Genomic DNA, 26,173 nt, shown 5'->3' on the forward strand with positions numbered 1-26,173 from the left:
CGAATGGCGAATAGGGAGTAGCGAATAGGGAATGAAGTCTTCCCGGCTCGCACTCTTCCCCTACTCGCTATTCCCTATTCGCTATTCGCTACACCAGCCGATACGTCCCGCCGATCACCGGATCGCCCTCCGTTGCGACGATGCCGCGGGCGACGAGGTCTTCCAGATGGGCGAGAACGGAGTAGCCCGCCGCCGTGGTGAGCCGCGGGTCGATGCCGATGTAGATCGCGCGCACCATCGTCGGGATGTCAGCCTCGCCCTTGGCGAGACGATGCAGGATCGAGGCTTCGCGCGCTTGGCGGTGGCGCATCAGGAAGCGCGTGTAGCGTGGTCCCTCCGGAATTTCCGGGCCGTGGCCTGAGAAATACAACTCCTCAGGTCGCGCGGCGAGCCGCTCCAGCGAGGCCATGTAGTCGACCATCGCGCCGTCGGGCGGCGCCACGATCGAGGTCGCCCAACCCATCACGTGATCGCCGACGAAAGTGGTGCCGCGCTCGCCCCAGGCGAAGGCGAGATGGTTGGCGGTATGGCCGGGCGTCGCCACGGCTTCGAGCTGCCAGCCCTGCCCTTCGATCACGTCGCCGTCAGCAACGGTGACATCCGGCGCAAAGTCGCGGTCGACGCCGGATTCCGGATTGTGCTTCTCGCTCTCGTAGCGCGGCCGCGAGGCGCGATGCGGGCCCTCCGCATAGACGGTGGCGCCGGTCGCGGCCTTCAGCCGGCCGGTGTTCGGCGAGTGATCGCGATGGGTGTGCGTCACCAGAATGTGCGTTACCGTCTCGCCTCTGATGGCATCGAGCAGCGCCTGCGCATGGGCCTCGTTGTCCGGGCCGGGATCGATGATCGCGACGTTGCCGGTGCCCACGATGTAGCTGACCGTGCCGGTGAAGGTGAACGGACTCGGATTGTTGCAGAGGACGCGGCGAATGCCGGGGCGCACCTCTTCGACGACGCCCGCGGGAAGCGGGAAATGACGGTTGAACGGGACGTCTTCCTCGGCCATCACTTGCCTCATCTTTCGACGGGCACTTGATGACCCGTTTCTCGGACGTCATGCCCCGCGCAGGCGGGGCATTCGGTACGCCGCGACATCTCGACTGATCCTGTTGTTTCCGAGTACCGGATCGTCCGCTGGAGCCTGTCCTCAAGCTCGCCAAAGGCGGGACCCGGGGCGGACGATGACAGTTGGGGACTCCTGCCGAGCCCCCGGAACGACGAAGACTAGAAGAACGCCTGGATGCCGGTGATGGCGCGGCCCAGGATCAGCGCATGAACGTCATGCGTGCCCTCGTAGGTGTTGACCGTCTCGAGGTTGGCGGCGTGGCGCATCACCTGATACTCGATCGAAATGCCGTTGCCGCCGTGCATGTCGCGCGCGACGCGGGCGATGTCGAGCGCCTTGCCGCAATTGTTGCGCTTGACGATCGAGATCATCTCCGGGGCCATCTTGCCCTCGTCCATCAGGCGGCCGACGCGCAAGCTCGCCTGCAGGCCAAGCGCGATCTCCGTCTCCATGTCGGCGAGCTTCTTCTGCACCAGCTGGGTGGCGGCGAGCGGCTTGCCGAACTGCTTGCGGTCCAGCGTGTACTGGCGGGCGCGGTGCATGCAGTCCTCGGCGGCGCCGAGCACGCCCCAGGAGATGCCGTAGCGGGCGCGGTTGAGGCAGCCGAACGGCCCCTTCAGGCCGGACACGTTGGGCAGCAGCGCGCTCTCCGGCACCACCACGCCGTCCATCACGACCTCGCCGGTGATAGAGGCGCGCAAGGAGAGCTTGCCGCCGATCTTCGGCGCCGACAGGCCCTTCATGCCCTTTTCGAGGATGAAGCCGCGGATCTGGTTGTCATGCGCGGCCGACTTGGCCCACACCACGAACACGTCGGCGATCGGCGCGTTCGAGATCCACATCTTGCTGCCGGTCAGGCGATAGCCGTCGCCGACCTTCTCGGCACGCGTCTTCATGCCGGCCGGATCGGAGCCGGCATCCGGCTCGGTGAGGCCGAAGCAGCCGACCCATTCGCCGCTGGCGAGCTTCGGCAGATACTTCTTGCGCTGGCTCTCGTCGCCATAGGCGTAGATCGGATACATCACCAGGGAGGACTGCACCGAATTCATCGAGCGATAGCCGGAATCGACCCGCTCGATCTCGCGCGCCACCAGGCCATAGGCGACGTAGCTCGCATTGGCGCAGCCATATTCCTCCGGCAAGGTGATGCCGATCAGGCCGAGCTCGCCCATCTCGTTGAAGATCTCGCGGTCGGTCTTCTCTTCGAGATAGGCCTTGGTCACGCGCGGCAGCAGCTTGTCCTGGGCGTAGGCGCGCGCGGTGTCACGCACCATGCGCTCGTCCTCGGTCAGCTGATCGTCCAGCAGGAAGGGATCGTCCCACTGGAAGCTCGACTGGGCCGGCTTGTCCTTTGCCTGAGGGCGCGCGCTCATGAATGGTCCTTTCGCGTCTCGCTGCGCACGGGTCGCAGCAGTCTAGAGGTTAAATCCTGGAGGTTCAGCCTTCAAGCCGCTCGTTGGCGACGATCTCGATGCCGAAACCCGACAGGCCCTTGTAGTCATGCGCCGACGACGTCAGGTTCCGGATCGAGGTCACGCCGAGATCACGCAGGATCTGCGCACCGACGCCGACCTCGCGCCACTGACGATGGCGATCGGCCTCCGCGGTGTGCGGCTCTTCGACCGGCTCGACGGGAACGCCGGCCGCGCCGTCGCGCAGATAGATCAGCACGCCGCGACCGGCCTGCTTGAAGTGCTGCAGCACCGCCTGGATACGCTGCGGACCTGCGATCAGATCCTTCACGATGTTGGGCTTGTGCAGCCGCGTCAGCACGTTCTTGCCGTCGCCGATGCCGTTATAGACGAACGCGGCGTGGGTGATCGGATCGAACGGCGAGCGGTAGGCGAAGCCCTGCAACGGCCCGATCGGGCTGTCGGTCGTGAAGGTCGACACCCGCTCGATCAGCTTCTCGCGCGCCTGCCGGTACGAGATCAGATCGGCGATGGTGACATGCTTGAGATTGTGGGCCGCGGCGAAACGAACGACCTGCTCGCCTTTCATGACCGTGCCGTCGTCGTTCATCAACTCGGAGATGACGCCGACCGGCGGGAGCCCCGCGAGCTTGCAGAGATCGACGGCCGCCTCGGTGTGGCCGGAGCGCAGCAGCACGCCGCCGTCACGCGCGATCAATGGGAAGATGTGGCCGGGGCGCGCGAAATCAGCGGCGCCGGCATTCGGGTTGGCGAGCGCACGACAGCAGGAGGCGCGCTCTTCGGCCGAGATGCCGGTGCCACCGTCCGGCTTGTAGTCGATCGAGACGGTGAAGGCCGTGGTGTGGTTGGAATCATTGTGCGCGACCATCGGGTCGAGCCGCAGCCGCCGCGCGTCGTCGGCCGTGATCGGCGCGCAGACGATGCCCGAGGTATGGCGAATGATGAACGCCATCTTGTCGGGCGTGCAGAGCGAGGCGGCGACGATGAGATCGCCCTCGCCCTCGCGGTCGTCGTCATCGGTCACGACGACCATCTCACCCTTGGCGAAGGCGTACAGAACTTCCTGGATCGAGTCGGCCATTGCAAGTCTCGCTGCTTTTCCGGGCTGCTTTAGCCGGGATCGCAGGCGCGCGCCAGAGCGGTGGAACCGCCGTTCGAAGGTCGCCTTCCCCCGGGAAAAGGACCTGCCCTGCGAGGACAAGCGCCCTGGTATCTGTTTAAAGTCGCCTCAAATCGAGAACAAGGGAGCCGCGCCTCATGGCCGCATTCGATTTTGCACCCCTCCTCAGCCCCGGCCTGCCCGCACCGGCCGCGCGCTGGACGGGACTCGCAAAATACAGCTTCGTCGGTGGCAACAACGACGCCGATGCCGTGCCCGTGGAGGGCTTGCGCGCGGCCGCCGACGCCGTGCTCGCCCGCGAGGGACGCGCGCTGGCCACCTACGGCCTCGCGCATGGGCCTCAAGGCTACCGGCCACTACGGGACTTCCTTGCCGCCAAGCTGACGCGGGACGCCGGCATGTCGGCGCGCGCCGACGACATCATGATCCTCTCGGGCTCGCTGCAGGGCCTCGACCTCGTCAACCAGGCGCTGCTGACGCGCGGCGACACCGTGCTGGTCGAGCAGGACAATTACCAGGGCACGCTGACGCGGCTGGCGCGACTGGGCGTCAAGGTCATCGGCATCCCGCTCGACCAGGACGGCATGCGAACGGATGCGCTGGCGACGGTGCTGGCCGATCTAAGGGATCGCGGCATCCGGCCGAAATACATCTATACCATTCCGACGGTGCAGAACCCGACCGGCACCATCATGCCGGAAAGCCGCCGGGCCGAGCTGCTATGGCTGTCGCGCGCCTATGGTGTTCCGGTGTTCGAGGACGACTGCTACGCCGACCTGATCTGGGATGGCAAACGGCCCCGCGCGATCCACGGCATGTCCGACCATGGCGGGGTGATCCATCTCGGGTCGTTCTCGAAGTCGGTCGCGCCCGCGTTGCGGGTCGGCTTCCTGGTCGCCCCCTGGGAGATCATGTCGGTGCTGCTGTCCCTCAAGACCGATGCCGGCTCGGGCGCGCTGGAGCAGATGGTGCTTGCGGAATATTGCGGGCCGCATTTCGCGACCCACGTGCCGCAGCTGGTGCGGGGCCTGCGCGCCAAGCTGGACACCCTGATCGAGGCGCTCAACGCCGAGTTCGGCACCGCCGCCGAGTTCGAGGCGCCGAAGGGCGGAATCTTCCTCTGGCTCAAGCTGCCGGACCAGGTTGACGCGATGAAGCTGTCACAGGCCGCGCTCAAGCGCGGCGTGTCGATCAATCCGGGACCGGAATGGTCCACCGACGCCGCGCATGCGCGGAGCCGCCTGCGGCTGTGCTTCGCCAGCCCCTCGCATCAGGACATCCGCAAGGGCATCGCGGTGCTCGCCGACGTCTGCCGGGAGGAGTTCGGCGTGCCACTGCGCTCGTCCAATGTGGAGCGGACGCGCGCGATCGAGTGATCGCGCGCTGCTCATCGCACCGAAAATGGCGACTGGTAGGGCCGCCCGAACGGCACGCCATTGATCACCGTCTGCACCGGCTTGAGCTGCAGCTTGCCCTCGCGCTTGTTGCCGCGGGTATCGACGAAGCTGACGGGACCCTCGACCAGGTCCATGATTGCGACGTCGGCCGGCGCGCCGACCTGCAAGGTGCCGATCTTCGGCGCACGGTTGATGATCTTGGCCGGCGCCGAGGTCGCCATGCTCACCACCTGCTCCAGCGAGAGTCCCATCGCCATGAATTTCGCCATCACGTTGGGCAGGAACGGCATGCCCGGGCTATTGCCGGAGAACACGTGGATGTCGGAGGAGATGGTGTCCGGGCCGCAGCCGCCGGGGATCGCGACCTCGGCCACGGTGAAATCGAAGCTGCCGCCGCCATGGCCGACATCGAACAGCACGCCGCGCTGCTTGGCGGCGAGCGCCGCGGGCAGCAGCTTGCCGTCCTGGACGATGTTGGTGAAGGCGCCGCCCATGTTCGGCGCGCCGGAATAGGCATGGGTCAGGATGTCGCCGGGGCGCAGCAGGTCCAGGATCTGCGACATCAACTCACCGGTCTCGACGCCACCGATATGCACCATCATCCGCGCCGGCCAGCCGCACAACTCGCAGGCCTTGATGCCGCGCTTCAGCGGCTCGAGCCCATGCTTGAAGATCACGTTCTCCGACATCCGCACCTTGACGCCGAGCAGAAAGTCCGGGTTCTCGGCCAGCGCCATGGCGCAGGCATCCACCTGGGCGTTGTCGATGTTATAGAGCTCCGCGACCGGAAATGCCGACAGACCATTGTTGGCGATATGCACGAAGGCGTAGATGCGGGCGCGCGACTGGGCGGCGATGAAGCGGCGCAGCGCCGCCAGATTGTTCACCCCGGCATCGCCGGCCGAGACGACCGTCGTGGTGCCCTGGAATTGCACGAGCTCGTCCGGCGGAATCCCGATCGCCGAGCCATAGGGATAGACGTGGCTGTGGAGGTCGATGAGGCCCGGCATCACCAGCCGGCCGGCAGCGTCGATCGACCGCAGCGCACGCTCGACCGGAATGTCCGGTTCGAGGGCCTCGACCACGCCCCAGCGGATCCCGATGTCGCGCCGGCCGCGCAGGGCCTGGCTGGGATCGATGACGTCGCCGCCCTTGATGAGAAGGTCGAACTTGTCGGCCGGCCCCATCGCCGCGTGAGCCGGGCCCGACACCGCAGCCATGGCGGCCGCTCCGGAAGACAACAGGAAATGACGGCGCGACAGCGCGGACATGCTCGGCCTCCCCCACATCTTATTTGTAGTTGCCGATAGCATGCGCCTTGTCGGCGGCTCCGGCAAGACCCGCACCGGAAGATCGACGCTTCGGGCCTATCTCGCAGGTCCGACATTGCGCCGTTGACGCGGTGCATTAAGATGGACGGACGACATTCCTGCGAGACCCCATGACCTCGATCTCCCAACGCCTGCTCGCAATCCTCCTGCTCGCATCATCCTTTGCGCCGGCCGCCTCGGCGGACGATACGGCCGAGGTGGCACGTGCGTGGGGCCTGATCGGAACCTGGGCTGCTGATTGCAGTGCGCCTCCGGTCAGAGGCCGCGGCGCCATCATCTCCTACGAGATCTCGCCGGACGGCAGCCTGGTCTATCGCCGCGACCATGATCCCTCCGACGTCAATGAGGTCGCCACCGCGCGGATCGAACCCGACCAGACTCTGGTCCTCTCGATCGTCCTGTCGAGGGCGCGCCAGACGCGCGAGAATGGGATCATCAAGACGACGGACGGCGGCATCCGCTCGGTGTTCAATCGTGGCGAGGACGGCAGCTATACCATTCGCGAGGCGCGCTTCGTCGCCAACGGCAAGCCGACGCCAGCGCTCAGGAAGTGCGACTGACGCGGCAGGCTCGAGACGCAGCTCGCCCGCAAGCGTGAAGACCAAATCTGAACGTGTATTCAGCAACTTCGTGGAAGGTCCTGCGGAACGTTCTTTCACACTTCAAGTTGATCCCGCACTTTCATTCTGGAGGACAACATGAAGAAAATCGCTCTCGCGCTCGCTTCCCTTGCAGTCGTCGCTCTCGCGGCACCGTCGATCGCCAACGCGGAGACGGTGGTCATCAAGCGTGGCGGCCATCACTACCACCACGGCTGGGATCGCTCCCACGCCGAATACCGCATGCATCGTGAGTACCGGCCTCACCACTATGTCCGGCCGCTCCACCGCCATCATGACCGCACCGTGATCATCAAGCGCGACTGATCCGCGGACTTCGACGCAGCAATGGCCCCGCAAGGGGCCATTTTCTGTGGTCCATTCACCCCGGCCCGATGGCACGGTCGTCAGCGATCCCAGTCCGGCGCAAAGGCCGGATTGACGAAGCGCTTGTCCTTCGGGAGGGACGCGATGGTGGCACGATCCTCATCATCGAGTTGAAGCTTCATCGCATCCCAGTTCGCCCGCTGACTTTCCGGGCGCGCTGCCTTGGGGATCGCCGCCACCCCATCCTGGTCCAACAGCCATTTCAGCGCGACCTGGGCGGCGCTGGCGCCATGCTTCCTGCCGATGGCCCCCAGCGTCTCGTCGGCGGCGGCGCGTCCCTGCGCCAGCGGGCAATAAGCCACCAGGGGAATTGACCGGCTCGCCATGTAAGCCATCAGCTTCGACTGATCGAGCATCACGTGATACTCGACCTGGTTGCACGCCACTGGCGCCCGAATCTCCTCGACCGCCTGCTTCAGCAGCGCGACGGTGAAATTGGCGACGCCCACCGCGCGCGTGCGCCCCTCCTCCTTCAGCTTCAACAGTGTCTCCAGCGCAGCCGGCAGGTCCATTCCCTTGGCCGGCCAGTGGATGAGATAGAGGTCGACGAACTCCAGCCTGAGCTTCCTCAGACTCGTGTCGAATGCGCGACGGATCGCGTCCGGCGCGAGGTTCTCCGGCCAGACCTTGGTGGTGACGTGCAATTCGGCGCGCGGCAGATTTGTTGCCGCAAGCGCGGCGCCGATCGCATCCTCATTGGCGTACATCTCGGCAGTATCGATGTGGCGGTACCCGAGCGCGAGCGCGCTCTCGACGGCCTCGCGGCAGACGGTGCCCTGCATGCGAAAGGTGCCGAGCCCGAGCTTGGGCAGACGAATACCCTGGGTGTCGATGGCGTTCATGAATTCTCCTGGAATCGCGCGAACCACTCGCCAGCGAACGCCGGCGGCAGCCTCGAAACATCAAGACCTTGGCGGGAAGCGCTCAGCTTGCCTTCGCTCCGCTTGGGAGTTCAAGCGAGCCGGCATCCACCTCAATCAAGATGTCGGGAGGTCGGTTCCGGCGTGCAGGCGCACGCCGAGCCTGTCTGCTCAGCGCCAGTTGCAGATGCCGCCACTGCCGGGCCGGCACGGCCAGGTCTGGATGCGCGTATCCATCGCCTGCGCGTCCAGCGGATTGCCGCGCCGATGGACGAGCTTGGTGCGAGCGGCGCCGCGGGGCCGCTCGGCCGTCCTGGTGCCATGAGCGCGCCGGGTGGCGACGGCGCGCGGGATGGCGGAGCGCTCGTCCGGGTCGATCGCGGAACGGACGGCGACCGCAGGTCGATCTGATTTGGCTTCGATAGGCACAGGTTCGAAATGCGCCTCGGGGCCGAGCGGCTCCGGCGACAACACGGCCTTCGACAGATCAAGCTTGAGGAAGTCACCCGGCCGATAGGCCCCCGCCACAGCATCGCTCGCCGTGAGCAACACGGCGCATGTAATCGTGCCGATAACAGCTCTCAACACCATCCCGTCCTCCCGTTCCCCGCGTAACGCCACTTACGCGCCCCGCCGCGAGATCTCTGCACGCCGGCCGATGGCGAACTCGCAGCGCTGCCCGGCTGCAAGAGCCAGCTAAGAGCGCCTGACATCACGCCGCACATCATGTTCGGTGATCGACCGTTATCAGTTCGGAGAAAGCGCCCACCAACCGCCGGTCGTTCGACGCATCATAGCCAAAGTTCCGCGCTCGTCTCTGATGTAGGTCACGGCGCCGTCATTTCCAGGCCCAAAACTGCGAGTCACAGTTACCGCTGTGCACGCAAATGGGCGCTGCGAGCATCAGTCATAGCAATCCGTCGACCCGGATGCGGCATCGCAGCGTCTCTGCAGAGTCCGGGGCGATGTGCATGACGCCGGGCTTGGCCGCAAACTCGCCGTCGAAATCGAGCGGACTGGCGAAACCGCGCCACGGCTCGATGCACAGGAACGGCACGCCGCCGGGCTTCGACCAGATTCCAAGCTGACGAAAATGATCCGAAGTTAACTCAAGCGCCGGTCCTGTGGTTCCGACGAGGCGAACCGAACGGCTGGCCGGCTGATCGAGGATCACGGCATCGTCGTCGAACAGACGTTCGCTCAACGGGAGAACGCGCCCCTCGATCGGTGAGGGCTCCGGCCGCTCGCGCAGCAAACCGCCAGTCAGACGGCGGATCGGCGCCGGCTCCGGCTCTGCAAAAATCAGCCGGTAGCTCTCCTTCGGCTGGCCGGGGAGCAGCGGCCAGTTGAAGGCGGGATGGCATCCGAACGAGGCGGGCAGAACCTCCGCGCCGGGGTTGGCGATCTCGACCGCCACGTCCAGCGCATCAGCGGTGATCCGGTAGCTCACCGTGAGACGGAAGGCGAACGGATAGCGCGCCCGCGTCGTCTCGTCGTCGGTCAGCTGCAACACGCACGACTCGGCCCCGCGCTCCAGCCAAGTGAAGCGGAGGTCGCGGGCGAAGCCGTGCTGCGTCATCGGATAGGTCTGGCCGCGGTGGTGGAGGTGGTCATTCTTGAGTCGGCCGACGATCGGAAACAACCATGGCGCATGGCGCGGCCAGACGGCTCCGGCCTGCCAAAGCAACTCCAGGCCCCCGCCCGTCTTCAGCGAGCACAGCTCGGCGCCGTCAGCCTTGACCGCGGCAGTGATGCCGCCCGCGCTGATCGTGTGAAGGTCGTCGCTCATTGCCGTCACCGACGTCGCAAAAGGATCGCACGAGGTGATGCCGGATTGCGGCAGCAACGTCCAGGGGTGCGGTTCATCACCAGCGCGTAGACCACCGCCACAAGCACAGGGGACGGGAATGTCGAACACGCGACCGAAGCCGCACTCATAGGGCCCGCGCTGTGTCTGAAGGGTAGGCAACCCGCGCCAAATCTTCGTGCAGGCCGCAGCTTGCCGGCCCCGATCATTCGTGTACGAATGACCGAAACCGGCTTGATGCTGCGCCGCGTGCAGGCGCAAACTGCCGCAAATGCTTTGCCAGGAGAGAAGGATATCCCGATGGCCCATGACGCGCCGCAAGCAACCGGTCCCAGCAAGCTGGTCATCCGCAACATCGGCCTGATGCTGTCCGGCGCACTGGAACGGCCCATCCTGGATGCCGACACGATCGTCGCCGAGAACGGCAAGATCACGGGAATCGGCCGCTTCAAGGACGTCGACACCGAAGGTGCGACCACGATCGTCGATGCCCATGGCACGACGGTGGCGCCGGGCCTGATCGACAGCCACGTCCATCCCGTCGCCGGCGATTGGACGCCGCGGCAGAACCAGACCAACTGGATCGACTCCTATCTGCATGGCGGCGTCACTACGATGATCTCCGCCGGCGAGGTGCACATGCCCGGCCGTCCGCGCGACGTCGTCGGCCTGAAGGCGATGGCGATCTTCGCGCAGCGCGCGTTCTGGACGCTGCGGCCGGGCGGCGTGAAGGTGCATGCCGGCGCGCCCGTCATCGAATGCGAGATGGTCGAGGACGATTTCAAGGAGCTCGCCGCGGCCGGCGTCAAGCTGCTCGGCGAGGTCGGCCTCGGCGGCGTCAAGGACGGCCCGACCGCGCGCAAGATGGTCGGCTGGGCGCGGAAATACGGCATCCAGAGCACCATCCATACCGGCGGCCCCTCGATCCCCGGCTCCGGCCTGATCGACAAGGACGTGGTGCTGGAGGCCGGCACCGACGTCATCGGGCACATCAATGGCGGCCACACCGCCCTGCCCGACGACCAGATCCGCTGCATCTGCGAGGGCTGCAAGGCCGGGCTCGAGCTCGTGCACAACGGCAATGAGCGCTCGGCGCTGTTCACCTTGCGCACCGCGCGCGAGATGAACGAACTCAACCGCGTGATCCTCGGCACCGACGCGCCGGCCGGCTCCGGCGTGCAGCCGCTCGGCATCCTGCGCATGGTGTCGCTGCTGTCCTCGCTCGGCGACGTGCCGGCCGAGATCGCGTTCTGCTTCGCCACCGGCAACACCGCGCGGATGCGCGAGCTCGACTGCGGCCTGATCGAAATCGGCCGCTCCGCCGATTTCGTCATCATGGACAAGGCGCAGCACTCGCCGGCCGAGACGCTGCTCGACAGCGTCCAGCTCGGCGACCTCCCGGGCATCGGCATGACCATCATCGACGGCATCGTCCGCACCCAGCGCAGCCGGAATACGCCGCCGGCGACGAAGATCCCGGAGATCGTGGCGAAATAGGATCGACCGGCTTTCTCCGCCGTCATTGCGAGCGCAGCGAAGCAATCCAGGGCCGCATGTGAAGCTCTGGATTGCTTCGGCGCAAGGGCGCCTCGCAATGACGCCGTGAGTTTGATGAAGATTGCGTAGCAAGGTTGGGCAAAGGCGCGCGCGACGCGCCAGCGCCGTGTGCGACGCACCCAGCGTCTTCGTCGCAGCATAGATGGTGGGCACGACGTATTCGCTACGCGAATGCGTCTTTGCCTACCCTACACGACCTGCGCTCGTGGCGACTACCGCAGCCTGTTCAACAGCGACAGCAGCGTCTCGCGTTCCTTCGCATCGAGCGGCGCCAGCGTTTCCTTGGAGATCGCCAGCGCGAGCGGTGCGGTCTTCTCCGCGAGCTGCTGGCCGGCGCGGGTCAGGCTGACTAACAGCCTGCGACCATCCTGCGGGTCCGGGCTGGTTTCAGTGAGACCGCGCGCCGTCAGCCGATCGATCACGCCCTTGATGGTCGCGACATCCATCGCCGTGAACCGTCCGAGCTGGTTCTGAGAGCACGGTCCGGTCTCGACCAGCTTCGACAGCGCCGCCCATTGCGTCGGCGTCAGGTTGCTGCCGATGTCGCGCGCGAAGATCATGGTGTGGCGCTGCCACACCTGCCGCAGGATGAAGCCGATCTGGTCGTCCAGCACATAGGCCGTGCGGGCCGGCTTTGGCGCAGCCTTCGCGGCTTGCTTGGCCTGTGGCTTCGGCGTCGTCTTGGTCGCCGCTTTTGTCGACCGCTTCAGCGGGGCGCTCTTGGCCATATCTTTCCTCGCCTCAGATCGACAGATGCGCGTCGCGGATGTCGGGCCGCGCGTCGAGCTCGGCCATGGTGCCGGAGAAGCAGATGCGACCGCGCTCGATGATGTAGGCGCGGTCAGAGATCAGCTTCGCGAAATGCAGGTTCTGCTCGGAGACGACCAGCGAGACGCCTTCCTTCTTCATGGTCAGGATCGCATCGACCATCTGCTCCACGATCTTCGGCGACAAGCCTTCCGAGGGCTCATCGAGCAGGACCAGCGACGGATTGCCCATCAGCGTGCGGGCGATGGTCAGCATCTGCTGCTCACCACCGCTCATGCGGCCGCCCGGGCGACTCTTCATCTCGCCGAGATTTGGAAACAGCTGATACAACTTCTCGCGGGTCCATTGCGGGGCATTGGGCCGCGGCTTCTGGCGCCCGACCTCGAGATTCTCCTCCACCGTCAGCTCGGTGAAGATTCTGCGCTCTTCCGGAACATAGCCGAGGCCGGCGCGAACGATCTCATGGGTCGGCGCGGACGAGATGTCCTTGCCCTCGAACATGATCTGGCCTTCGCGCAGCTCGACCAGGCCGACGATCGAGCGGAAGGTCGTCGATTTGCCGGCGCCGTTGCGCCCGAGCAGTGCCACCACCTCGCCCTCGCCGACCTCGAGGCCGATGTCGAACAGGATATGCGCAGGACCGTAGTGGCTGTTGAGATTGGCGACGGACAGCTTCATGCCGGAGCTCCCTCGCGATGATCGGCATCATACAGCAGGCCTTCGCCGAGATAGATCGCCTGCACCTCGCGATTGGCCCGCACCTCGGCTGGCGATCCCTCGGCAATGAGACTGCCACGATTGAGCACGAGAATGCGGTCCGCATGCTCGAACACCACGTCCATGTCGTGCTCCGTGAAAAGGACACCGATCGACTGCTCACGCGCGATTCCGGCGGTCAGCCGCATCAACTCGACGCGCTCGCGCGGCGCCATGCCGGCGGTCGGCTCGTCCATGAGCAGCAGCTTCGGCTGGTTGGCGAGCGCGATCGCGAGCTCCAGCCGCTTGAGGTCGCCATAGGCGAGCTCGCCGCAGGGACGCTCGGCATAGCCGGCCATGCCGACGAGATCGAGCAGGCGATCTGCTTCGTCGCGCTCGATGCCAAGCATCGGGCTCCAGAAATCGAACAGGCGGCGATGATGCGAGACCAGCGCGACCTGGATGTTCTCACGCACCGTCATGGTCGGATAGGTCGCGGTGATTTGGAATGTTCGCCCGACTCCGAGCCGCCAGACCTCGCGCGGCTTGCGCCCCGTGGTCTCCTGCCCCATCACGGTGATGCGGCCGCTGTCCGGCACGTTCTGGCCGTTGAGCATGTCGAAGCAGGTGCTCTTGCCGGCGCCGTTCGGACCGATCAGCGCGAGGATCTCGCCGGCCTGCAGCGTGAACGACACGTTACGGACGGCGTGAATGCCGCCATAGGATTTAGACAGGCCTTCGACCGAGAGCAGCGACACGCCGAGACTCATTGTGCGCCCTCCATCTTGGCCGACAGCGAAGCCCCCTTGGGGGCCGCTGCGCGGCGCCGATGCATGACGGTTTCGACCACGCCCACGATGCCTTTCGGGAACACCACCACGATCAGCACGATGAAGATGCCGAGCACGAGCTTCGACCAGTCGGTCTGGCTGACCAGCCAGATGTTGAGCGCCTTGTAGACGATGGCGCCGAAGATCGCGCCGGGCACCGTCTCGACGCCGCCCAGCAGCACCATGACCAGGGCATCGACCGACAGCGAGATGCCCATGTTGTCCGGAAAGACGCTGCCCTTGAGATAGGCGAACAGCGCACCGCCGAGGCCGGCCGTCGTGCCGGCGATGATGAACGCCGTCCACTGGATGCGCTTGCCGTTGATGCCGATCGACTCGCTGCGCAGCGGAGAGTCGCGCATCCCGCGCAAGGCGTAGCCGAACGGCGAGAAGGTGATCAGACGCAGCACGCTGACGACCAAGGCGGAGACGCCGAGCGCGAGCCAGTAGAAGTGCGACGGCGACGCGGCCCATTTCTCCGGCCAGAGCCCGAGAATGCCGTTGTCACCGCCGGTGACCGCGACCCATTGGAACGCGATCGACCACACAATTTGCGCAAAGGCCAACGTAAGCATCGCGAAATACACGCCCGAAAGCTGGACGGCGAAGGCGCCGAACACGGCCGCACCAAGCGCGCCGAGCAGCGGCCCCAGCAAGAGGCAGGCGATCATCGGCAGCCCCGCCATCTTCGCGAGGAAGGCGACGCCGTAAGCGCCGAGGCCGAAATAGGCGGCATGACCGAACGAGGCGAGCCCGCCGACCGCCATCAGGAAATGCAGCGACGCGGCGAAGATCACGAAGATCGCGATCTCGGCGCCGACGGTCAGCGCGTAGTTGCCGGCGATGAAGGGAAGCATCGCCGCCAGCGCCAGCGCGACGAGAGACGCCAGCCGCTCGACCGAGCTCAGCGGACGCCAGGGAATGACGGTGAGACCGGGTGTGCGCCGCGCCGGCGCCTCCTTCTTGCCGAACAGGCCCCAGGGCCGCACGACCAGCACGACGGCCATCACCAGGAACACCAGGATCAGCGAGATCGTGGGGAAGATGAGAATGCCGAAGGCATTGAGCTCCGAGACCAGAACCGCGGCAACGAAGGCGCCGAGGATGCTGCCGAGGCCGCCGATCACGACGACCACGAACACCTCGACGATGATGCGCAGATCCATCGCGTGATGGACCGCGTCGCGCGGAATCTGCAGCGCGCCGCCGAGCGCGGCGAGGAAGACGCCGACCGCGAACACCGAGGTGAACAGCCACTTCTGATTGACCCCGAGCGCCGCGACCATGTCGCGGTCCTGCGTCGCCGCGCGCACCAGGATGCCCCAGCGAGTGCGCTGGAACAGCAACCAGAGCACACCGAGCACGATCGGACCGAGCGCGATCAGGAACAGGTCGTAGCTCGGGATGTTCTGACCGAAGAAATCGACCGCACCTTTCAATCCCGGCGCGCGGCGGCCGACCAGATCATCCGGTCCCCAGATCAGCACGACGAGATCCTCGACCATCAGGGTCAAGCCGAAGGTCGCGAGCAACTGGAACAGCTCCGGCGCGTGATAGATCCGGCGCAGCAGCACGATCTCGACGAGCACGCCGATGGCCGCGACCACGAACGCCGCCACGACGATGCCGCCCCAGAAGCCGAGCGGACCGGACAGCCGCTCGGTGAGCGAAAAGGCCACATAGGCGCCGAGCATGTAGAACGCGCCATGGGCGAAATTCACGATGCGGGTGACGCCGAAGATGATCGACAGTCCCGACGCCACCAGGAAAAGCGAGGCTGCACTGGCAAGGCCGGTCAGGAACTGGACGAAGTAGAAGGCCATGGGCGGTCCGCATGAGGAGATCGTCGAATCGATGAGCCGCATTTGCGCTCGGGCGCTCCTTCAGAGAGCTGACGAGCAAGCGTGGGGTGAGGGATCTCGGCCCGAACCTGTAGATCAGGCGTCGTATTCCCTCACCCCGCCCGCTCTCCCCCTGCGGGAGAGGGAGAAGCAGGATCGTGTGGATCAGTCCTTCGGCCGGAGCTTGCCGACTTCCGCGTCACCAGGCAGATAGTCCGAGCCCTTGCGGTAGACAGTGTCGACCATGATGCCCTTGCCGTCCTTCAGCGCGGTCTTGCCGACGTAAGCGCCGAGCGTCGACTGGTGGTCGATCTTACGGAACGTGATTTCACCGAAGGGCGACGGCACGGACAGTCCCTCGGCCGCGGCGATCAGCTTGTCGGTATCGGTCGAGCCGGCCTTGGCGAGAATGGCGGCCGCCGACTTGATGGTCTGGTAGCCGACGATCGAGCCGAGCCGCGGATAGTCGTTGTACTTGGCCTGATACGCCTTCAGGAACGCGTCGTGCTCGGGCGTCTTGATCGAGTACCAGGGATAGCCGGTGACGATCCAGCCCTCGGGCGTCTCCTCCTTGAGCGGATCGAGATATTCCGGCTCGCCGGTCAGGAAGCTGACGACCTTGCGGTCCTTGAACAGGCCGCGGGTGTTGCCTTCGCGGACCAGCTTCACGAGATCGGCGCCGAAGGTGACGTTGAGGATCGCCTCCGGATTGGCGGCGGCGACGGCCTGCACCACCGGACCGGCGTCGATCTTGCCCTGCGGCGGCCACTGCTCGTCCACCCACTGGATGTCGGGGCGCTTCTCCGACAAGAGCTTCTTGAACACCGCGACGGCCGACTGGCCGTATTCGTAGTTCGGCGCGATCGTGGCCCAGCGCTTGGCGGGAAGCTTGGCGGCCTCCTCCACCAGCATCGCCGCCTGCATGTAGTTCGACGGACGCAGGCGGAAGGTGTATTTGTTGCCCTTCGCCCAGGTGATGGCGTCGGTCAGCGGCTCGGCCGCCAGGAAGAACACCTTCTTCTGGTTGGCGAAGTCGCTGACGGCGAGGCCAATGTTCGACAGGAACGTACCGGCGAGCATCGCGACGTTCTCGCTCGAGACCAGCTCGTTGGCTGCGGTCTGCGCATCGGCCGGCTTGCCGCTGTCGTCCTTGGAGACGACGACGAGCTTCTTGCCGTTGATGCCGCCGGCTGCATTGACCTCCTCGACCGCGAGCTGCCAGCCCTTGCGATAAGGCTCGGTGAACGCCGGCAGCAGCGAATAGCTGTTGATCTCACCGATCTTGATGACGTCCTCGGCGCGCGCCGCGCCCGTCAGTCCCGCGACGGCAAGGCCCAGGCCTGCCGCAAGCATCGTTCTCCGTCGCATCCCTTCAGCCTCCATGTTGAGTCGAATTACCGTAGACCGTCCTCGCCCTTGATCTCGGCGACCGTGAGCCCGCCGACGCGCGGCAGCGGACGGCCGCTGTCGGTGACCGCGAGCGCGACCATGATCTCATTGGCGCGTGGCGCGTCGTTGATCTGCACCTCCATGCCGTCGAAATGACTGCGCACGAAGGCCGCATCTTTATGGCCGAGCGGAATGTCGAGCGTGCAGCCGACGCCGCCGCGCTTCTTCGACGAGGGGATCAGCGCCGCGCCCTTGCCGAGCACCTTGCGCACCGGCGCCCCCATCTTTGGATGCAGGATCGCGGCCGCATGCTCCAGCTCGCCGTCGCTGCCGACGGCGGCCGCCTTGCCGTAGCTGTGCGCGGCCGGTCCTTCAATGCCGAGCGCGGCCACGGCGCGCTTGGCCAGCATCTCGCCCAGCTCCTCGCCGATCGCAATCAGAGGCGACAGGTCCTCGACATAGCGGCCGGCAAACGGATTCTCGATCACCGCCACTGCCGCAGCCCGCCGCGTCGGCGGCGAGACGGACCGGCCCATCTCCTGATGGACTTCCTCGACCACGGTCACGATCTTCCTGATGACGGCGCTCATCGTCGACCCTTCGTATTCTTGCACATCATGCATCAAACCTCACGCCGCCGCCGCCCGCAACTGCGGCCGACGGACGATCTCGACCGCGCGCGGGCCGACAACGCGAATGTTGCCGCGGAGCTGCAGAACAGCGCCTTCGATCAGACCAGCCGACAGCAGCGACTGCCCACGATGCTCGCCCGCGGCCAGCGCTTCGGCAACCTCGACATCACGGAGCTCTCCGACCTCGCATGTGACGAGGCGGTCACCGAGATCGCTCTCCGGTTGCAGCTCGCACGCAGGTCGGCGAAGCACGGCCGGATGACCCGGAAGGTCGACCGCGTTGCCGATCACCGTCGCAGCCGCATCGGCCTGCGCCGCGCTACGCGCGAGCACCGTCACCGCATCGGCAATGCCCAGCGAGAAGCTGCGACCGTGGCGGCCCGATGTGGCGACACCGCCGATCGCGTCGGCAGCACGAAGCGTCATCCTCCGCATCACGCCCGCGCCGTCGGGACGGTCCATCAGCCCGACGCTGAACGTGGCGGCATCCCGCAGATGGAGTGCGATGTCACCGCCATTGTTGACATAAGCCCGCGTCAGCTTCGCCGCGCCGCGCATTGCGCCGAGAATCTCCTCGGCGACACTACCCGCGACAGCCGCCATCGGCGTGATGAACATCTCGCGCGCAAACGGCACCACGGCGGCATGCATCCGCTGCGCGACGACGCCCTTCAACAGGCAGCGATCCTGATCGGCCCCTCTGCGCAGCACGGACAGTTCCACACACAGCTCGTCGAGCAGCCCCGTAAAACGCTCGGCCGCCGCACGATAGGCCGCACCAATATCGCCATCGGCCGCATCTGCGCCGATGATCAGATCGATCGGGCCGTCCTGCAGATGCAGCCGCCGGTCGGGCAACAAGGCGATCTGTGGCCGCCGGCTCATGCGCCCGGCCTCGGCCACGGCAGTTGGCGGATGTCCTTGCTGACATCCTTCAGCGAAGCGAGCGGCTGGACGTAGTCCATGTGCCCGCCGAGCGCCGCATAATCCGATAGCCTCAGCGTGAACTCGATCGGCGCGACGATCGCAGGCGTCGGCACATAGCCGAAGGCGCCGGCCGGCATCTGGGTCACGTCGACCATATAGGTGATGCCGCCGCCCGGCCAGACATAGACCGGCGCACCGCCGCTCGTCACCCGCGTCAGCGTATCCTTGACCGAACGCGTCAGCCGCACCGGATTGTCGGTGACGCCAGCGCGCAGCGAGCCGCCGGCACCGGCCATGAACAGCACGGTGCACAGCGCCGGCTCGCAGTTCTCCTGGATGCGCTCGACCGAGAACCGCAGCTCCGGCGGCATCTCGCGCTGCACCGGCCTGAGCGTCTCGTCGAGCACGTAGTATCCGGCATGCTCGCCCGTCGTGGACACCATCAGCAGCGTCGTTCCCGGCTTCGCCGTCTTCGGATCGAACGGCCCGAGGATCGACAGCGGATCGGAGATGTCGGTGCCGCCCCAGCCGGTTCCGGGCTGCGCCACTTGGAAGTAGCGGCCCGGCGTCGAGCGGCGTCCCTTCATCTTGATGCCGGTCGCAGGAATGTCGAGCAGCTTGCCGGCCTGGTGCTCCGAAAGAACGCCGGTGATGTGATCATCAACCACGACGACCTCGTCGACCTTGCCCTGCCATTGCTTGGCGAACATGCCGATCGTGGCCGAGCCGCAGCCGACGCGCATGCGATCTTCCTTGACGCCGTTGACGATCGGGGGCTGCCCCGCCTGCACGATCACGCTGGAGCCCCCGTCGACCACGAGTTCCACGGCTTTGCGGTTGCTGAGGTCCATCAGCGCGTCACAGGTGACACGCCCCTCCTTCTTGGAGCCGCCGGTGAGATGATGCACGCCGCCGAGCGACAGCATCTGCGAGCCGTATTCGCTGGTCGTGACGTGACCGACCGCCTCGCCGTCGACGCGCACCGTCGCCGCTTCCGGTCCGAGATAGCGGTCGGTGTCGATCTTCACCTTGACGCCGCAATAGCTGAAGATGCCCTCGGTCACGACCGTGACCATGTCGACGCCATCGACCACCGACGACACAATGAACGGCGCCGGCTTGTAGTCCGGATAGGTGGTGCCGGCGCCGATCGCGGTAACGAACAGCTCGGGCTGATGCACGATCTTGCCGTCCCAGTCGCCGCTCGCCTGGAACGGCACCAGCTTGCCGCCATGCGACACCGTGCGCTCCAGCAGGATATGCGGATCGACGCGCACCAGCACACCGTCCTGATTGGCATAACGGTCGCAGGCACCTGCCGCGCCCGGCTTGATGTAGCACATCACCGGACAGGCATCGCAGCGGATCTTGTCCGCGGCACCGTCGCTCGCCGTTTCGGTCACCATGCAGAGAAGCCTATCTTGAAGCGGAGCTGGCGGCAAACGTCCACACGCCGCGGCAATTCGTTCGTATACGAATGATGTCGCGCCCCTCCGCCGGCTGTCAAGCGCCACCGCGAACGAAAAGCACGATTGCCGGATAAACGATCAGTTTGCCCTGCACAATGACGACAAATCGTGCATACGCTGCAGCGCAAAACGTGGCACTTGCATGTTAGTACACAAACGATACGCTCGGAGCGATCGCCATCGCATCCTCGTTAACGATAGCATAGCGGACGACAGAAGGGCATGACGCCAGCAACGATTCGGCTGACCGTGAACGGACGGGCGCACGACGTCGCCGCCGCGCCCGGCACGCCCCTGCTTCATGTGCTGCGCAACGACCTCGCCCTGAACGGTCCGAAATACGGCTGCGGCCTGGGTGAATGCGGCGCCTGCACCGTGCTGATCGACGGCCGCGCCGCCCGCTCCTGCGTCATTCCGGTGGAAGGCTGCATCGGCCGTGATGTCACCACGCTGGAAGGGCTGGGCTCGCGCGAGGCGCCCGATCCGGTGCAACAGGCCTTCATCGCCGAGCAGGCTGCGCAATGCGGCTATTGTCTCAACGGCATGATCATGACGACCAAGGCACTGCTGGCGATCAAGCCCAATCCGTCACGCGACGAGATCAAGCAGGCGCTGCGCTACAATCTCTGCCGCTGCGGCGCCCATGTCGAGATCCTCCGCGCGGCGATGCGGGCGGCCGGCCACACGCTCGAGGCGCTGGACTGATGAACGATCGCCTCACCAAGGACGAAGACATGCCTCGCGGCTGGCTGGTCGTCGAGCGTCCCATGGCCGGCAACAATGGCCGGTCCGAAACCTTCATCCGGATCACGGCGGCAGGCGAGGTCTCGGCCTTCAACGGCCATGTCGATCTCGGCACCGGCATCCGCACCGCGCTGGGACAGATCGTTGCAGAAGAGCTCGACGTCTCCTTCGCCCGCGTCGTGGTCGTGCTCGGTGACACCGCGGTCGTGCCGAACCAGGGCGCGACCATCGCCAGCGAGACAATTCAGATCACCGCCGTGCCCCTGCGCAAGGCGGCGGCGCAGGCGCGCGCCTTCCTCTTGGCGCGAGCGGCCGCGCAGCTCGGCCTCGACGTTCAGGATTTGACGGTCGAGGACGGGCTGATCCGCGGGCCCAACAACCGCGTCCTCAGCTATGGCGAACTGATCGGCGATGAGACGATCAGCCTCGCGCTCGCCGACGATATCATCGTCAAGTCGGTGAACGACTATCAGGTCGTCGGCCGCTCGGTGCCGCGCGTCGATCTGCCGGCGAAGGCGACCGGCGAGCTCATCTACGTACATGACGTGCGCGTGCCCGGCATGCTGCACGGCCGCGTCGTGCGCCCACCCTATGCCGGCGTCGATGCCGGACCGTTCATCGGCACCAGCCTGCTTGACGTCGACAGAGACTCGGTGCGCGGCGTCCCGGGCCTGATCGACGTCGTCGTCATCGGCGACTTCATCGGCGTCGTCGCCGAGCGCGAGGAGAACGCGATCCTGGCCGCCGAGCGCCTCGAGGTGAATTGGAAGCCGGTGCCGACCTTGCGCGATCTCGACGATGTCGAGAACGCGCTGCGGGCCAATCCGTCCGAGCCGCGACGGCTGCTCGACAAGGGCAATGTCGATGACGCCATCGCCGGCGCCGCCAAGCCGATGCGGCGGACTTATCTCTGGCCTTATCAGATGCACGGCTCGATCGGTCCGTCCTGCGCTGTCGCCGACTATCGCGACGGGCAGATCCGCATTTATTCCGGCACGCAGAATCCGCACATCCTGCGCGGCGATCTCGCCATGCTGATCGACTGTCCAGAGGATCACATCGAGCTGGTCCGGCTGGAGGCCGCCGGCTGCTATGGCCGCAACTGCGCCGACGATGTCACGGCCGATGCGCTGCTGCTGTCGCGTGCGGTCGGCCGCCCGGTGCGCGTGCAGCTGACGCGCGAGCAGGAGCATCTGTGGGAGCCCAAAGGCACCGCGCAGCTGATGGACGTCAATGGCGGCCTCAATGCCGACGGTTCGGTTGCGGCCTATGAATTCGCCACGCGCTATCCCTCGAACGGCGCGCCGACGCTGGCCTTGCTGCTCACCGGCCGCATCGCGCCGGAGCCCGCCGTGTTCGAGATGGGCGACCGCACCGCCATTCCGCCTTATGATTACGACCATATGCGCATCACAGCGCATGACATGCCGCCGATCGTGCGCGCCTCCTGGATCCGCGGCGTCTCGGCGCTGCCCAATACCTTCGCGCACGAGTCCTATATCGACGAGCTCGCTGCGGAGGCCGGCGTCGACCCGATCGAATACCGGCTGCGCTATCTGAAAGACGAGCGCGCGCGTGATCTCGTGAACGCCGTGGCCGAACGCGCCGGCTGGACGCCGCGCCCCGTGCGGGACGAGAAGACGCCCGAGAACGGCGTCGTCCATGGCCGCGGCTTCGCCTACGCGCTCTACGTCCACAGCAGGTTTCCCGGCTACGGCGCGGCATGGTCGGCCTGGATCGCCGATGTCGCCGTGAATACAACGACCGGCGATGTCAGCGTCACGCGGGTGATCGCAGGCCAGGACTCCGGCCTGATGATCAATCCGGACGGGGTACGCCACCAGATCGAAGGCAACGTCATCCAATCCACCAGCCGGGCGCTGATGGAGGAGATTCCCTTCACGCGCGGCAAGGTCGCGGCGCGGGAATGGGGCACCTATCCGATCATCACCTTCCCCGACGTGCCTGAGATCGACGTGCTGATGCTGCCGCGACCGGATCAGCCGCCGCTCGGCGTCGGCGAGTCCGCGTCCGTGCCAAGCGCCGCCGCGATCGCCAATGCGATCTACGACGCCACCGGCGTCCGCTTCCGCGAGCCGCCATTCACGCCGGAGCGCATCCTGAAAGGACTGCGCGGCGAGCAGGTCGACCCTGCGAAGCCACAGTCTCTTCCTGCATCCGAAAGGCCCACGGCAACATGGCTCAAGCCGTTCGCGAAACGCGGCGGCCTCATCGCCAGCGCCGTCGCGGCCTGCGCCGCGGCCATCAGCGTCGCGGCAGCCGTGCTGCCCTGGCGCGCCATCGCGCCGATCACCCGCCCCGATCCCTCGGTCTATTCCGCTGCGACGATCGCGCGCGGGGAGGCGCTCGCGGCGCTCGGCAATTGCGCGGTCTGCCACACCTCGGACGGCGGCCTGATCAATGCCGGCGGCCGTGCGCTGGAGACGCCGTTCGGCACGCTGTTCAGCACCAACATCACGCCCGACGTCGAGACCGGGATCGGCGCCTGGTCCTATCCCGCCTTCGAGCGCGCGATGCGCGAGGGCGTGCATCGCGACGGCCGGCAGCTCTATCCGGCGTTCCCCTACACGCATTTCGCACGAACCGATGATGCCGACCTGCAGGCGCTCTACGCCTACCTGATGGCACAGGCACCGGTCCGACAGCAGGCGCCGGACAACGCGCTGCGCTTCCCGTTCAACCTGCGGCCGCTGGTCGCCGGGTGGAATGCACTGTTTCACGACACGCAGCCGTTCAGGCGTGATCCAACACGATCCGAGCAGTGGAATCGCGGCTTCTATCTCGTCGAAAGCCTCGGCCATTGCAGCGCCTGTCACTCGCCGCGCAACGCGCTCGGCGCCGAGCGACGCAACGCATATCTCGCTGGCGGCTTCGCCGATGGCTGGGAAGCCCCAGCGCTGACCTCGCTCTCGAGCGCCCCGATCCCGTGGACCGAGGACGAGCTCTACACCTATCTCCGCTCCGGTCAGTCGCGCTTCCATGGCGTGGCCGCCGGTCCGATGGCACCGATCGTCAAGGATCTCGCGACGCTGCCCGATGCCGACATTCGGGCCATGGCGATCTATCTCGCCTCGTTCCAGACGCCCTCGCCCGAGGCAGCGAAGCTGGAGGCGATGGCCGCGGAGTTGGAAGCGCGCACCAAGGTGACCTCGACGCCGTCTCCGGCGGCACGGCTCTATCTCGGCGCCTGCGCGGTCTGTCACGAGGTCGGCGGCCTGCCATTGTTCGGCAGCCGGCCCTCGCTGGCGCTGAACAGCAACCTGCACAGCGCCACACCCGACAATCTGATCCAGGTGATCCTGCACGGGATCATGAAGCCGGCCTCGTCCGACCTCGGCTACATGCCGGCGTTCAAGGAGCATCTCAGCGACGTCCAGCTCGCCGAACTCGTCGCCTATCTCCGTCAGCAATTTGCCCCGGACAAGCCGGCCTGGACGGGCGTCGACGCCGCCGTCGGTCGCATCAGGTCCGCCGTGGCGCAGTGAGGCCGAGCATGCTCCTTCAGCGCCCGGCGCCCCGACCACCACCCTGACGCGCATTCGGGCACCTCCTTGCCAGTAATTTCGCCTTGCGGCAGTCGCCCTGCCGCTTCTAGAATTTGAGACTATGTTCCAAAAACTGGAACAAACGGTATCATCATGAGCGCCCTGACCAACGCCATCGACATCCTGCGCTGCTTTTCGACCGCGCGACCCGACCTCTCCTTTGCCGACGTCCAGGTCCTGACCGGCAAGCCGAAAAGCTCGACCTCACGTCTGCTCCGCTCGCTGCGCGATTGCGGCCTGCTCGAGCAGGACCCGCATAGCCGACGCTACCGCCCGGGCCTGCTGACCTTCGAGCTCGGGCGGCTTCACCGTGCCCATGACGACCTGATCGCCACCGCCGAGGGCGAACTGCGCGATGTCTGCGCGCGCACTGGCCACACCGGCTACATCGCCGTGCTCGACGGCTATCAGCAGGTGGTGCTGCGGATCGTGCCCGGCTCCAATCCGCTGCGCGTCGTCAACCCGCCCGGCCAGCGCACGCCGGCAATCATCACCTCGAACGGCCGCGCCATGCTGGCGCGTCTGTCAGACCAGGAGATCCGGGCGCGGGTGCCGCTCGACTACCCGAAGGTCCCGGCCAACTCGCCGCAGAACTTCACCGAGCTGATGGCGCGGCTGAACGAGATCCGCCGGACCGGCATCTCGGACGCCGCCGACGAGGCCATCGAGGGCGTCGGCTCGCAGGGCTTTGCGCTGGCGAGCGGCGAGAGCGGTGAGCTGATCGGCATCGCCGTCTCCTATTCGGTGCAGGCGACCACCGAGATCGAGCGCGCCAACGTCCGCCGCGAGCTCGGCGCAATGGCAGCCAAGCTGCGGCGCATGACCGGCGATCCGCTCGGCCAGACCATCGAGCAACTGGCCGGACTGGCCTCCTGATGACGAGCAGCAGCGCGCCGCGCGTCAACAGCATGGCGCTGTTGATCCTGCCGAGCGCGTTGCTGTTCGCGCTGTTCTTCTTCCTGCCGATCGGATTGATGGCGCTGATGAGCGTCCTGACCGGCAACCCCGTGGTCATGCCGAACGTCGCCCTCACCGCCAAGCACTATGCCCGCATGGGCGATGACGGTTACTATCTCGAGGTGATCTGGACCACGATCCGGATCGGCCTCTGGACGACCCTGGCCGCGCTCGTGATCGGCTACCCGCTCGCGCATTGGATGGCGCGGATCAAGAGCCGCACCGGCCATGCGCTGCTGCTGATGGCCGTGCTGGCGCCGATGCTGACCGGCATCGTGGTGCGCACCTTCGCCTGGATGACGCTGCTGTCCGACAAGGGTGTCATCAACCAGATCCTGACCTCGCTCGGGCTGATCACCAGGCCGTTGCAGCTGATGTACAATGAGACCGGCATCATCATCGGCCTCGTCCACATCTATGTGCCTTTCATGGTGCTGACGCTGACTGGCGTGATCGGCCGCATCGACGAACGGCTGGAGCAGGCGGCGGAGAATCTCGGCGCCAGCCCGTGGCGCGCTTTTCTCGAAATCACCCTGCCGCTCAGCCTGCCCGGCATCCTCGCCGGTTCGCTGCTCGTCTTCGCGCTCGCGATCAGCGCCTACGTCACGCCGATCCTGCTCGGCGGCTTCCAGATCATGACCCTGCCGATCCTGATCTACCAGCAGATCTCCGCGAACTTCAACGTCGGATTCGCGGCTGCGCTCGGCATGGTGCTGCTCATCATTTCGCTCTCGCTCGTTGTCGCGTATAATCACGTGCTCGGCCTCGTTTCGGGCCAACGCGAGCTGCAATGAGGGCCA

General features: G+C 66.1%; 23 protein-coding genes. 8 read left to right on the forward strand and 15 right to left on the reverse strand.

What is annotated here, in order from left to right; translation table 11 throughout:
* Positions 1–88 precede the first annotated feature (88 nt).
* The 3 genes from QX121_RS27490 to ribB all read right to left on the reverse strand — a co-directional run bounded on the left by QX121_RS27490 (position 89) and on the right by ribB (position 3,577).
* The gene (locus QX121_RS27490; RefSeq protein ID WP_315740902.1) at positions 89–1,003 is read right to left on the reverse strand and encodes an MBL fold metallo-hydrolase; all 915 of its coding nucleotides are present in this window, start codon (positions 1,001–1,003) and stop codon (positions 89–91) included.
* 218 nt (positions 1,004–1,221) lie between these two features.
* Positions 1,222–2,436, reverse strand: coding sequence for an acyl-CoA dehydrogenase (locus QX121_RS27495; RefSeq protein WP_315813530.1), 1,215 nt, complete (start codon positions 2,434–2,436; stop codon positions 1,222–1,224).
* Positions 2,437–2,500: 64 nt separating this feature from the next.
* Positions 2,501–3,577, reverse strand: a complete 1,077-nt coding sequence (ribB, locus tag QX121_RS27500; protein WP_315740903.1) for a 3,4-dihydroxy-2-butanone-4-phosphate synthase — start codon at positions 3,575–3,577, stop codon at positions 2,501–2,503.
* Positions 3,578–3,753: 176 nt separating this feature from the next.
* Between ribB and QX121_RS27505 the strand changes: the two genes are divergently transcribed.
* On the forward strand, positions 3,754–4,992 hold the full coding sequence (locus QX121_RS27505) for a PLP-dependent aminotransferase family protein (RefSeq protein ID WP_315813531.1): 1,239 nt from the start codon (positions 3,754–3,756) through the stop codon (positions 4,990–4,992).
* Between the two features lie 11 nt (positions 4,993–5,003).
* Here the strand turns inward: QX121_RS27505 and QX121_RS27510 are convergent, their stop codons facing one another.
* Positions 5,004–6,284 carry an amidohydrolase/deacetylase family metallohydrolase gene (locus tag QX121_RS27510; RefSeq protein WP_315813532.1) on the reverse strand — a complete coding sequence of 427 codons (1,281 nt, stop codon included), beginning with the start codon at positions 6,282–6,284 and terminating at the stop codon, positions 5,004–5,006.
* Between the two features lie 170 nt (positions 6,285–6,454).
* Between QX121_RS27510 and QX121_RS27515 the strand changes: the two genes are divergently transcribed.
* Entirely contained in the window at positions 6,455–6,904 is a 450-nt protein-coding gene (locus QX121_RS27515) for a hypothetical protein (protein ID WP_315740906.1), read from the forward strand.
* A gap of 138 nt (positions 6,905–7,042) precedes the next feature.
* Positions 7,043–7,270 carry a hypothetical protein gene (locus tag QX121_RS27520; RefSeq protein WP_315740907.1) on the forward strand — a complete coding sequence of 76 codons (228 nt, stop codon included), beginning with the start codon at positions 7,043–7,045 and terminating at the stop codon, positions 7,268–7,270.
* A gap of 80 nt (positions 7,271–7,350) precedes the next feature.
* Here the strand turns inward: QX121_RS27520 and QX121_RS27525 are convergent, their stop codons facing one another.
* The 3 genes from QX121_RS27525 to QX121_RS27535 form a co-directional block, all read right to left on the reverse strand.
* Complete coding sequence (locus QX121_RS27525; protein ID WP_315758056.1) at positions 7,351–8,172, reverse strand: aldo/keto reductase; 822 nt, start codon at positions 8,170–8,172, stop codon at positions 7,351–7,353.
* A gap of 189 nt (positions 8,173–8,361) precedes the next feature.
* Complete coding sequence (locus tag QX121_RS27530) at positions 8,362–8,781, reverse strand: hypothetical protein (RefSeq protein WP_315758057.1); 420 nt, start codon at positions 8,779–8,781, stop codon at positions 8,362–8,364.
* A gap of 316 nt (positions 8,782–9,097) precedes the next feature.
* Entirely contained in the window at positions 9,098–9,979 is an 882-nt protein-coding gene (locus QX121_RS27535) for an aldose 1-epimerase family protein (RefSeq protein WP_315813542.1), read from the reverse strand.
* A 318-nt stretch (positions 9,980–10,297) separates the two neighbouring features.
* Between QX121_RS27535 and QX121_RS27540 the strand changes: the two genes are divergently transcribed.
* Positions 10,298–11,494, forward strand: coding sequence for an amidohydrolase family protein (locus QX121_RS27540; RefSeq protein WP_315813533.1), 1,197 nt, complete (start codon positions 10,298–10,300; stop codon positions 11,492–11,494).
* A gap of 272 nt (positions 11,495–11,766) precedes the next feature.
* On the opposite strand, the gene QX121_RS27545 is transcribed toward QX121_RS27540, so the two are convergent.
* The 8 genes from QX121_RS27545 to QX121_RS27580 form a co-directional block, all read right to left on the reverse strand.
* A complete protein-coding gene (locus QX121_RS27545; protein WP_315796893.1) occupies positions 11,767–12,282 on the reverse strand; it encodes a MarR family winged helix-turn-helix transcriptional regulator in 516 nt (171 codons plus the stop codon).
* A 13-nt stretch (positions 12,283–12,295) separates the two neighbouring features.
* On the reverse strand, positions 12,296–13,000 hold the full coding sequence (locus QX121_RS27550; protein ID WP_315740912.1) for an ABC transporter ATP-binding protein: 705 nt from the start codon (positions 12,998–13,000) through the stop codon (positions 12,296–12,298).
* Entirely contained in the window at positions 12,997–13,788 is a 792-nt protein-coding gene (locus QX121_RS27555; protein WP_315813534.1) for an ABC transporter ATP-binding protein, read from the reverse strand. Before QX121_RS27555 ends, QX121_RS27550 begins: the two co-directional genes overlap by 4 nt.
* Complete coding sequence (locus QX121_RS27560) at positions 13,785–15,671, reverse strand: ABC transporter permease (RefSeq protein ID WP_315813535.1); 1,887 nt, start codon at positions 15,669–15,671, stop codon at positions 13,785–13,787. The genes QX121_RS27555 and QX121_RS27560 overlap by 4 nt, the downstream gene beginning before the upstream one ends.
* Before the next feature lie 183 nt (positions 15,672–15,854).
* The gene (locus QX121_RS27565) at positions 15,855–17,057 is read right to left on the reverse strand and encodes an ABC transporter substrate-binding protein (RefSeq protein ID WP_315740915.1); all 1,203 of its coding nucleotides are present in this window, start codon (positions 17,055–17,057) and stop codon (positions 15,855–15,857) included.
* 26 nt (positions 17,058–17,083) lie between these two features.
* Positions 17,084–17,668: an amino acid synthesis family protein gene (locus QX121_RS27570; RefSeq protein WP_315715503.1), complete on the reverse strand. Its 585-nt coding sequence runs from the start codon at positions 17,666–17,668 to the stop codon at positions 17,084–17,086.
* Between the two features lie 39 nt (positions 17,669–17,707).
* A complete protein-coding gene (locus tag QX121_RS27575; protein ID WP_315813536.1) occupies positions 17,708–18,595 on the reverse strand; it encodes a UPF0280 family protein in 888 nt (295 codons plus the stop codon).
* Positions 18,592–20,043 (reverse strand): 6-hydroxynicotinate reductase, encoded by a 1,452-nt coding sequence (locus QX121_RS27580; protein WP_315813537.1) that lies wholly within the window; start codon positions 20,041–20,043, stop codon positions 18,592–18,594. Before QX121_RS27580 ends, QX121_RS27575 begins: the two co-directional genes overlap by 4 nt.
* Before the next feature lie 285 nt (positions 20,044–20,328).
* On the opposite strand from QX121_RS27580, the gene QX121_RS27585 reads away from it, so the two are divergent.
* The 4 genes from QX121_RS27585 (at position 20,329) to QX121_RS27600 (ending at position 26,167) form a co-directional block, all read left to right on the forward strand.
* Positions 20,329–20,811 (forward strand): (2Fe-2S)-binding protein, encoded by a 483-nt coding sequence (locus QX121_RS27585; RefSeq protein ID WP_315813538.1) that lies wholly within the window; start codon positions 20,329–20,331, stop codon positions 20,809–20,811.
* The gene (locus QX121_RS27590) at positions 20,811–24,356 is read left to right on the forward strand and encodes a molybdopterin cofactor-binding domain-containing protein (RefSeq protein ID WP_409999378.1); all 3,546 of its coding nucleotides are present in this window, start codon (positions 20,811–20,813) and stop codon (positions 24,354–24,356) included. Before QX121_RS27585 ends, QX121_RS27590 begins: the two co-directional genes overlap by 1 nt.
* Positions 24,357–24,509: 153 nt before the next feature.
* Positions 24,510–25,292 carry an IclR family transcriptional regulator gene (locus QX121_RS27595; protein ID WP_315740919.1) on the forward strand — a complete coding sequence of 261 codons (783 nt, stop codon included), beginning with the start codon at positions 24,510–24,512 and terminating at the stop codon, positions 25,290–25,292.
* The gene (locus tag QX121_RS27600; protein WP_315740920.1) at positions 25,292–26,167 is read left to right on the forward strand and encodes an ABC transporter permease; all 876 of its coding nucleotides are present in this window, start codon (positions 25,292–25,294) and stop codon (positions 26,165–26,167) included. The genes QX121_RS27595 and QX121_RS27600 overlap by 1 nt, the downstream gene beginning before the upstream one ends.
* Positions 26,168–26,173 lie beyond the last annotated feature (6 nt).

This window comes from Bradyrhizobium sp. SZCCHNR2028 (assembly GCF_032380995.1).
In the GTDB taxonomy this organism is placed as follows: Bacteria; Pseudomonadota; Alphaproteobacteria; order Rhizobiales; family Xanthobacteraceae; genus Bradyrhizobium.